Below are 8,579 nucleotides of genomic sequence, written 5' to 3' on the forward strand. Positions count from 1 at the left end.
AAAAGCTTGTTTTTACGGTCTCTGTCGGCAGTTCGGGCATTGTTTTGTCAGAATATTTCAAAAAATCCTTTACACAAAGAAAATTTTATGTTATATTATCTAACATAAAAACAAAAAGGAGTTTCTATATGGATAGTGGAAGTACAGCTTTTATCTTATTAGCAGCAGCCATGGTTTTCTTGATGACGCCTGGTTTAGCCTTTTTCTACGGCGGTTTAGGCCGTAGGAAGAATGTCATCAATACCATGATGATGTCCATTGCCCCCATCGCTCTGGCGGTCTGTCTCTGGATAATCTGCGGCTATTCACTCTCTTTTGCTGGTCAGGGAGATTTTGTTGGTAATTTTTCTCACATATTTTTTCAAGGTGTCAGTGAAACAGAGAGTTCTCTGGGAAATCAGATTTCAGATATAGCTTTTTCAGCCTTTCAAATGATGTTTTCCATTATTGCTGTTGCTATTGTGACAGGTTCAGTGGCCGGCCGGATGAGGTTTACGCCGCTGCTCTTCTTTATGGCCGGCTGGCTGCTTCTGATTTACTATCCTTTGGCTCACATGGTCTGGGGCGGAGGTCTCTTGGCCAAAATCGGAGCTCTTGATTTTGCTGGCGGCGATGTGGTGCATATTTCTTCTGGTGTGACCGGGCTGGTACTGGCTCTTGCTGTCGGCCGGCGGCGGGATTTTCAGCGGCTGGACTATCGGCCGCACAACATCCCCTTTGTCCTCTTGGGGACGGGTCTCTTGGCTTTTGGCTGGTTTGGTTTTAATGCTGGATCCGCGCTTGAGGCGAATGGAGCGGCAGTTCATGCTTTTATGACGACCATCTTGTCTGCAGCGGCTGCCATGTTTTCTTGGCTGCTGTTAGAGAAAGCTCTTATCGGCAAGCCTTCTCTGGTCGGCGCTTCAACTGGCCTCATTGCCGGTCTGGTGGCTATTACACCGGGGGCGGCCTATGTTCCTTACTGGGCTGCTCTGCTGATTGGCTTGTTGGTCAGTCCAGTCTGCTATTTTGCGATTTCTGTTTTAAAGGTAAAATTAGGCTATGATGATGCTTTGGATGCCTTCGGCTGTCATGGCATCGGCGGTCTTTACGGCGGTCTGATGACGGCTCTCTTTACCAGTCCGCAGCTGACTCCGGAAGCGGGCAATTACGGTCTGTTTTTTGGCAGCAGCCACCTTTTGCTGGCTACTTTAGCTGCCATTGCCTTGACTCTGGTTTGGTCAGCCCTTATTGCCTGGCTTTTGATTCGATTGATTGGCATGTTTACACCCCTGCGGGTCAGCGACCGGGCGGAAGCTCTGGGTCTGGATGACAGTGAGCACGAGGAAACAGCCTATCCAACCTTTATGGGCCTGGATTCTTAGAAATGAAAACAGCCGGAGTGCTGTATGAAAAGAGATACAATAAGGAAGGGGTAAGAAAATGAAGAAAATTGAGGCTGTCATTCGGACTGATAAACTGGAAGATATCAAGGAGGCCCTCTCTAAGGAAACGATTGCCAAAGGACTGACTGTCAGTCAGGTTCTGGGCCACGGCAATCAGCTGGGCTTTGCGGAATATGTCAGGGGACAGAAGATTGTTCCCAGTCTGTTGGCCAAGGTCAAGATTGAAATTGTAGTCCGCGATGAGCAGGTTGAACAGCTGATTGACTTGATCTGTCAGGCAGTCAGAACTGGCGAAGTCGGTGATGGAAAGATTTTTGTCCTCCCAGTTGAGAAAGTCATCCGCATTCGCACCGGTCAGGAGGATGCAGAAGCTCTCTAGCTGAGTCTGATTATTTAAAAACAATCCTGATTGATTTCGGGATTGTTTTTGCAGCGGGAAAGAATGTGAGAGGAGATGATAAAGGTGTATTCTTTCTCCTTTATGTGTTATAATCATTTCATTGCTGGAAAAGATGAGCTATACTCTTCGGAAGCCTTTATAAACTTGGTCATACTCTTTCTATTTCTATTCAACCGTCGTTAGCGTTGAGTTGCTTCAGCCGATTGAGGGCTGAAAATAGGTGAAAAAGATTAAACCTGAGTTCAGAATCAGTATTTATAGCTAACTCCAGCAGCGAACCTCCTCTTTGCTGTCAACCGTTGTTAATGTTTTGAACATATGTTCAGCATTCCTGCAAAGCTTCGTCTGGGAAAGTCGCCTTCATAATATAGTTTCTTAAAAATAAAATAGCGAAGCCGAAAATTTTCAGGATATATTTTGATATAGTTTTTTTCAATGAACTTTCCGTCTGTAGATGATGGTGCAGCTATCATGGGAGTTTGATTGACCACCAGATTTCACATCGATTTTTAATTTTTTTGAGGTGCTGATGCAATTACAGTTGAATTTGGATTTGATAGAAGGTTATAAAAATAACAGCCAAAAGGCTCGTGTGCTGACTGAAGACTGGGTCAGCCGGCAGGCTTATTGCCCAAATTGTGGTAAGAAACCTTTAACTCACTTTAAAAATAATCGCCCTGTTGCAGATTTTTTCTGCCAAAGCTGTTCAGAAGAATTTGAGCTAAAAAGCAAGGGAGGAAATTTTTCCTCCATCATCAATGATGGCGCTTATAAAACGATGATTGATCGTGTTCAGTCTGATAATCATCCCAACTTTTTCTTTTTGACCTACTCAAAAACTTATGAGGTTCAAAATTTTCTGATTCTTCCTAAGCAGTTTATAACAGTTGAGACTATTATCAAAAGAAAGCCGCTTGCTCCGACAGCAAGGCGAGCAGGCTGGATTGGCTGCAATATTGATTTGTCACAGGTGCCGTCAAAGGGGAGAGTCTTTCTTGTCAAAAGTGGTCAGGTTCGAGAGCCCGAATTAGTTTTTAAGCAATTTACTGAAACCTTGTTTATAAGGGAACAGCCCTTTGCTGCTAGAGGCTGGCTCTTAGAAATTCTCAAATGTATAGATAAAATCAAAGAGAGGGAATTTACCCTTGAACAAATGTATGGTTTTGAAAGTAACCTAAAGCTGATGTTTCCTAATAATAATCATATAAAGGAAAAAATTCGCCAGCAGCTGCAATTTCTTAGAGATAAAGAGATGATAGAATTTGTTGGAAGAGGGAGATACAGGAAACTGTGAAAAAACTGGCTGCCTGCTGCATCACAAGAAGTCTAAGTTTTTTGGAAGTTACAGTCTTTTAGTTTGCTTTTAGTAGTAGCGGTGGGACAGAGAGGCTGAAGGACTTTCCCAGCCTCAGCCTATCGCTTAACATACAGGACAATAGGGCAGTGCGCTGCTCAAAACCTCCAGTGGAGGTTTTGAGGTGGCAGATAAAGCTTCTGCTAGGAAGTGTCAAAACCTCCAGTGGAGGTTTTGAGGTGGCAGATAAAGCTTCCGCTAGGAAGTGTCAAAAACCTCCAGTGGAGGTTTTGAGGTTGCGGATGGAGTGTCCGACAGGAAGCCATAAATAGTTGGTTTTTGAAGAAACGATTACTTGTCCGTCTCATTCTTGAAGTTTTAGATAAATCAGAAGCTTTCAGAGCTTCTTTTTTCTTCGCTTTTGTTCGGATTTTTCTTGTGAAAGAGCTTGCATATCAAGAAAAAATGGAAATTTTCAGAACATTATGGTATGATAGACAAAATCAATTTCGGAGGTAGGATATGACCATTTACAATTTCTCTGCTGGACCGGCAGTGTTGCCTAAGGAAGTGCTGAAAAAAGCTCAGGCAGAATTTCTGGACTATGCCCAGAGCGGCATGAGCGTGATGGAGCTGTCCCACCGATCCAAGGAATTTGACGATATCATTAAAAGCGCAGAAAGCCTGCTGCGTGAGCTCATGGATATTCCGGATAACTACCGGGTGCTTTTCCTGCAGGGCGGAGCTTCCACTCAGTTTTCCATGATTCCGCTCAATCTGGCTCAGGGCGGCAAGGCCTACTATCTGGTAGCAGGCTCTTGGGGTAAGAAGGCCTATACAGAGGCAGTCAAGCTGAGCAAAACCATTCCCTTTGAACCGATTCTGCTGGCTTCATCAGAGGAGGGGGCCTATACTGAAATCCCATCTTTTGATGAAGCAGCTATTGACCCGCAGGCAGCCTATGTGCATCTGACGACCAATAACACCATCGAAGGAACGGCTATCTATGACCTGCCGGCGACCAATGGCGTGCCGATTGTGGCTGATATGTCTTCCAACATTCTGGCAGCCCAATACCGGGTAGAAGATTTCGGCCTGATTTATGCCGGTGCCCAGAAAAATATCGGACCTGCTGGCGTGACGGTGGTTATCATCCGTGAAGACCTGCTCAATGATGAGCCTGTTCTGTCCAGCATGCTGGACTACCGTATCCAGGCTGACAATGTTTCCCTTTACAATACCCCGCCAACCTTTGCCATTTACATCGCTAAGCTGGTCTTTGAGTGGGTCAAGGAACTGGGCGGTGTAGCGGAAATGGAGCGACGCAACCGAGAAAAATCCGGCCTGCTCTATGATTTTATTGAGCAGTCTGACTTTTACCGCAGTCCGGTCCGTTACAAGGAGCAGCGCTCTGTAGCCAATATTCCTTTTGTATCGCCGAGTGCTGAGCTGGATGCCAAATTTAACAAAGAGGCGGCAGCAGCAGGATTTAAAAATATCAAAGGCCACCGCAGTGTGGGCGGCATGAGAGCCAGCCTCTACAATGCTTTCCCGCTCCAAGGGGTCAAGGACTTGATTGCCTTTATGCAGCAATTTGAAGAAGAAAACAGCTAGGAGAGGAAGCAAATGGTCTTTAGTGTCAAAACCTTTAACAATATCAATCAAATCGGGCTCAGAGAGCTGGGCAATGCTTTTCAGGTTGACGGCGATAAGTCTGGCAATCCTGATGCTTATATCCTGCGCAGCCAGCAGCTGCACGGTCAGGAATTTCCGGCTAATTTAAAAGCTATCGCCCGGGCTGGGGCCGGTACCAATAATATTCCGGTTGATGAGGCAACTGCTCGGGGCATTGTGGTTTTCAATACGCCGGGTGCCAATGCCAATGCCGTTAAGGAAGCCGTTCTGGCCTCTATCCTCCTGTCTGCCAGAGATTATATTGCGGCCAACAGCTGGGCAAACGGCCTGTCGGGTGCGGATGTTCCCAAGCAGGTGGAGGCCGGCAAGAAACAATTCGCCGGAAGCGAAATTTCTGACAAAACGCTGGGCGTTATCGGTCTGGGTGCCATCGGCGGACGCATTGCCAACGATGCCTATCGTCTGGGCATGAATGTGCTGGGCTACGATCCCTATGTTTCCATTGAGACAGCCTGGAATATCTCCAGCCATGTCAAGCGGGTGGCCGACATCAAGGAAATATTTGAAAAGAGCGACTACATCACTATCCATGTGCCTTTGACCGAGGAGACCCGTGCGACCTTTGATAAAGCTGCTTTTGATTTGATGCAGAAGGGAACGACCATTATCAACTTTGCCCGCGGTGAGCTGGTAGATAATGCTGCCCTCTTTGATGCTCTCGAAGCAGGTGTGCTCAAGCGCTATATCACGGACTTCGGTGTAGAGGAGCTGCTCAACCACCCGCAGATTACGGTCTTTCCGCACTTGGGCGGCTCGACCGAAGAGGCTGAGCTCAACTGCGCTATTATGGCCGGCAAGACCATCCGGCGTTTCATGGAAACCGGTGAGATTATCAACTCGGTCAATTTTCCAAATGTCCGTCAGGCTCTTTCAGCGCCTTACCGCATCACCTTGATTAATAAGAATGTGCCCAACATTGTGGCTCGGATTTCCACAGCGGTCAGCGATCTCAACATCAATATTGACAATATCATCAACCGCTCCAAGGGGGACTTTGCCTATACGCTGCTGGATTTGGATGAGTCCGATGAAGGCAAGATTCAGGAGCTGGTGGACAAGTTTGAGGCCAGCGACAATATCGTGCGCGTGCGCTTGATTAAGAAATAAGAAAAAACAGACGATCCTTTCCTAGAAGATGCGTCTCTGCCTGCCGATGAGCCTTCTCTGCTTGTCGGCTTTTTAAAATAAATCAGCCTCAGCTTGACAAGAAGGAGCCAGCTGGGCTATCATAAGGACGGAGGAACCATCATGTTGCAATTTATCGAATACCCTAAATGCTCTACCTGCCGCAAGGCCAAGGCGGAGCTCAGTCAGCTGGGTCTGGACTTTGAAGCAGTGGATATTGTCAAGGATACGCCCAGCAAGGACCAGATTCTCGACTGGATAGAGAAGTCAGGCTTTGAGCTCAAGGCTTTTTTCAACACCAGCGGTCTCAAGTATCGGGAGCTGGGCCTCAAAGAAAAAGTGCCACACCTAACTGCCCGAGAAGCCGCGGACCTGCTGGCCGCAGACGGCATGTTGATCAAGCGGCCGCTCTTGGTCCAGGACGGAAAAATCTTGCAGATTGGCTATCGGAAGGCTTACGGAGAGTTGGGATTATAAATGAAGAAAACCGGGGTGACTCGGTTTTTGAGCTGTTCTGCTTGGGGCGCTTGAGATTTCATGGTATAATATTCCTATTCCAATCTTAGAAAGTAATAGTATGGTTTTATCAAAAAAACGGGCTCGTCATGTGCTGGAGGAGATTATTGCTCTGTTTCCAGATGCCAAACCTAGTCTGGATTTTCGCAATCATTTTGAACTGCTGGTGGCTGTTCTCCTGTCGGCCCAGACCACGGATGCGGCGGTTAATAAGGCGACGCCCGGTCTCTTTGCCGCCTACCCGACGCCGGAGGCAATGGCCGCTGCTTCTGAGTCAGATATTGCCAAGCATATTTCCCGCCTGGGCCTCTACCGCAATAAGGCCAAGTTTCTCAAGAAGTGTGCCCAGCAGCTCCTGGATGACTTTGACGGACAGGTGCCTCGGACTAGGGTTGAGCTGGAAAGTCTGGCCGGTGTCGGCCGCAAGACGGCCAATGTGGTCATGAGTGTCGGCTTTGGCATCCCAGCCTTCGCGGTAGATACCCATGTGGAGCGCATCTGCAAGCACCACGATATTGTCAAAAAGTCAGCTACGCCGCTGGAAGTAGAAAAGCGGGTCATGGATGTGCTGCCGCCTGAGCGCTGGCTGCCGGCCCATCAGGCTATGATTTACTTTGGACGGGCTATCTGCCATCCTAAAAATCCCGAATGCGACCACTATCCCCAGCTTTATGATTTCAAAGACATTTAAAAAGCGAGTCACATGACATCGCTTTTATTTGATGGGGAAGAAGGAGAAGAGGCATGACGACTAGGCCAAGGATGCCCCTTCGCTGAGCAAAGAAGAAGCAGCTGTCTTGGGTAAAACAGTCCGCTCCGCTGATTAGTAATAAACATTGAGATGAGAGGGCAGGACACGGATGGTCACCGGCAGTTCATCGCCTTCGTCGCCGTCAACGTTCACGCTGAGCTCTGCCTCAGGATTGACCAACTCTACCCGAATCTCCTTAAAGGTCAGGTATTCGATATTGTCGCTCTCTTCGCTATGGCCTGTGATGAGCTCCGGTACAGCCGCTAAGGTATCCAAAAGTGTCTTGTCCTTGAAGTAGAGGAGATGCAGCAGACCATCATTGACGGCTGCATCAGGAAGGATGCTCTCGAACCCTCCGATTGAGTTGGTGGAACCAATCAAAAGCGTGCTGCTTTTGATCGTGCGCTCTTCTCCGTCGATGGTTAAGCGGAATTCGTAAAAACTGGTATCCCTCAGCTGTTTAAAGCCTGAGATAAAGTAGGCCAGCTTCCCCCATTTTGTCTTTTCCTCTGGATCAACATTATTGATTGATTCTGGAATGGTCCCAATGGCCACGACATTCATGAAGTAGTCCTGATTCACCTTGCCGATGTCAAGCGGCTTCACCCTGTTAATATCAAGGTTTTGGATTGCCTCTTCAGAGTCTAGCGGAATCCCAAGAGCCCGCGCCAGATCATTGACCGTCCCAAGTGGGAAGAAGCCAAAATTAGGGCGGTAGTCGAGTTCGGCCAGGCCGCTGATTCCCTCATTGACCGTACCGTCGCCGCCCATGACAAAGACGCTGTCATAGCGGTCTTCGGCGGCTTCTTTAGCGAAAGCTGCTGCATCGCCGCCTTTTTCGGTATGCTTAACCATTACCTCATCAAAAAAGCTTTCCAGCTTTTTCTTTGCCAAATCTTCAAAAGACTTGGCTTTCTCGCCTCCTGCACTGGGATTGACAATTAATAGAACTTTAGACATAAACAGTCCTCTCTTTTTATTGATAAGCGTATTATACCATTATGAAAATATTTTATGCAAATATTTGGAACCGTTACCACTGAATAGCTGGAATTCCTCTTTCCTGAAATGCTTTCGATTAGGCTTATTTCAGACTGAATCCACAAATTCGCCTGCAGGCTCCAGCAGTTTCCCGGCTGTCAGAGCAAGGCGGCGCTGATAGGGTTTGAAGAGATTTTCGAGGAGGATAAGCTATTTATCCTTTCTGCTGGGCTGGCCTTTCATAGTTTGAATCCCCGAGATTCATAAAAAGGAAGATCGAAAAGGCGGTGGGACAGACTCCCATGATGGCTGCGCCCTCACCCGCAGAGGGAGCTATCTTTTGGAAGATACCGTATAAAATTTTTAAAAAATTTAGTTCCCTTCACTCTTTTGTTTCTAAGCTCAGGCTGAAAAGGTCTCCCAGACCTTTTC

8 protein-coding genes are annotated in these 8,579 nt (G+C 47.4%); 7 read left to right on the forward strand and 1 reads right to left on the reverse strand.

Annotation, left to right across the window (positions count from 1 at the left end):
• Window positions 1–128: 128 nt before the first annotated feature.
• From STRDD11_RS04200 to nth, 7 genes are all read left to right on the forward strand, one after another.
• On the forward strand, window positions 129–1,364 hold the full coding sequence (locus tag STRDD11_RS04200; RefSeq protein ID WP_128835713.1) for an ammonium transporter: 1,236 nt from the start codon (window positions 129–131) through the stop codon (window positions 1,362–1,364).
• Between the two features lie 58 nt (window positions 1,365–1,422).
• Entirely contained in the window at window positions 1,423–1,764 is a 342-nt protein-coding gene (locus tag STRDD11_RS04205) for a P-II family nitrogen regulator (RefSeq protein ID WP_128835715.1), read from the forward strand.
• A 550-nt stretch (window positions 1,765–2,314) separates the two neighbouring features.
• Window positions 2,315–3,079 (forward strand): DpnI domain-containing protein, encoded by a 765-nt coding sequence (locus STRDD11_RS04210; RefSeq protein ID WP_128835718.1) that lies wholly within the window; start codon window positions 2,315–2,317, stop codon window positions 3,077–3,079.
• Window positions 3,080–3,601: 522 nt separating this feature from the next.
• Window positions 3,602–4,693, forward strand: a complete 1,092-nt coding sequence (gene serC / locus STRDD11_RS04215; RefSeq protein ID WP_128835721.1) for a 3-phosphoserine/phosphohydroxythreonine transaminase — start codon at window positions 3,602–3,604, stop codon at window positions 4,691–4,693.
• 12 nt (window positions 4,694–4,705) lie between these two features.
• Entirely contained in the window at window positions 4,706–5,881 is a 1,176-nt protein-coding gene (locus STRDD11_RS04220; protein WP_128835723.1) for a 3-phosphoglycerate dehydrogenase family protein, read from the forward strand.
• Window positions 5,882–6,022: 141 nt separating this feature from the next.
• Window positions 6,023–6,376 (forward strand): arsenate reductase family protein, encoded by a 354-nt coding sequence (locus STRDD11_RS04225; protein WP_128835726.1) that lies wholly within the window; start codon window positions 6,023–6,025, stop codon window positions 6,374–6,376.
• Between the two features lie 100 nt (window positions 6,377–6,476).
• The gene (gene nth, locus STRDD11_RS04230) at window positions 6,477–7,106 is read left to right on the forward strand and encodes an endonuclease III (RefSeq protein ID WP_128835729.1); all 630 of its coding nucleotides are present in this window, start codon (window positions 6,477–6,479) and stop codon (window positions 7,104–7,106) included.
• 132 nt (window positions 7,107–7,238) lie between these two features.
• Here the strand turns inward: nth and STRDD11_RS04235 are convergent, their stop codons facing one another.
• Entirely contained in the window at window positions 7,239–8,126 is an 888-nt protein-coding gene (locus STRDD11_RS04235) for a diacylglycerol/lipid kinase family protein (RefSeq protein WP_128835731.1), read from the reverse strand.
• Window positions 8,127–8,579: the final 453 nt, after the last annotated feature.

The organism is Streptococcus sp. DD11 (assembly GCF_001578865.1).
Taxonomy (GTDB): domain Bacteria; phylum Bacillota; class Bacilli; order Lactobacillales; family Streptococcaceae; genus Streptococcus; species Streptococcus panodentis.

Excerpts from the sequence above, each read along its gene's own strand:
- STRDD11_RS04200 (WP_128835713.1), top strand. The coding sequence starts at position 129 with ATGGATAGTGGAAGTACAGCTTTTATCTTATTAGCAGCAGCCATGGTT.
- STRDD11_RS04205 (WP_128835715.1), top strand. The coding sequence starts at position 1,423 with ATGAAGAAAATTGAGGCTGTCATTCGGACTGATAAACTGGAAGATATC.
- STRDD11_RS04210 (WP_128835718.1), top strand. The coding sequence starts at position 2,315 with ATGCAATTACAGTTGAATTTGGATTTGATAGAAGGTTATAAAAATAAC.
- serC (WP_128835721.1), top strand. The coding sequence starts at position 3,602 with ATGACCATTTACAATTTCTCTGCTGGACCGGCAGTGTTGCCTAAGGAA.
- STRDD11_RS04220 (WP_128835723.1), top strand. The coding sequence starts at position 4,706 with ATGGTCTTTAGTGTCAAAACCTTTAACAATATCAATCAAATCGGGCTC.
- STRDD11_RS04225 (WP_128835726.1), top strand. The coding sequence starts at position 6,023 with ATGTTGCAATTTATCGAATACCCTAAATGCTCTACCTGCCGCAAGGCC.
- nth (WP_128835729.1), top strand. The coding sequence starts at position 6,477 with ATGGTTTTATCAAAAAAACGGGCTCGTCATGTGCTGGAGGAGATTATT.
- STRDD11_RS04235 (WP_128835731.1), bottom strand. The coding sequence starts at position 8,126 with ATGTCTAAAGTTCTATTAATTGTCAATCCCAGTGCAGGAGGCGAGAAA.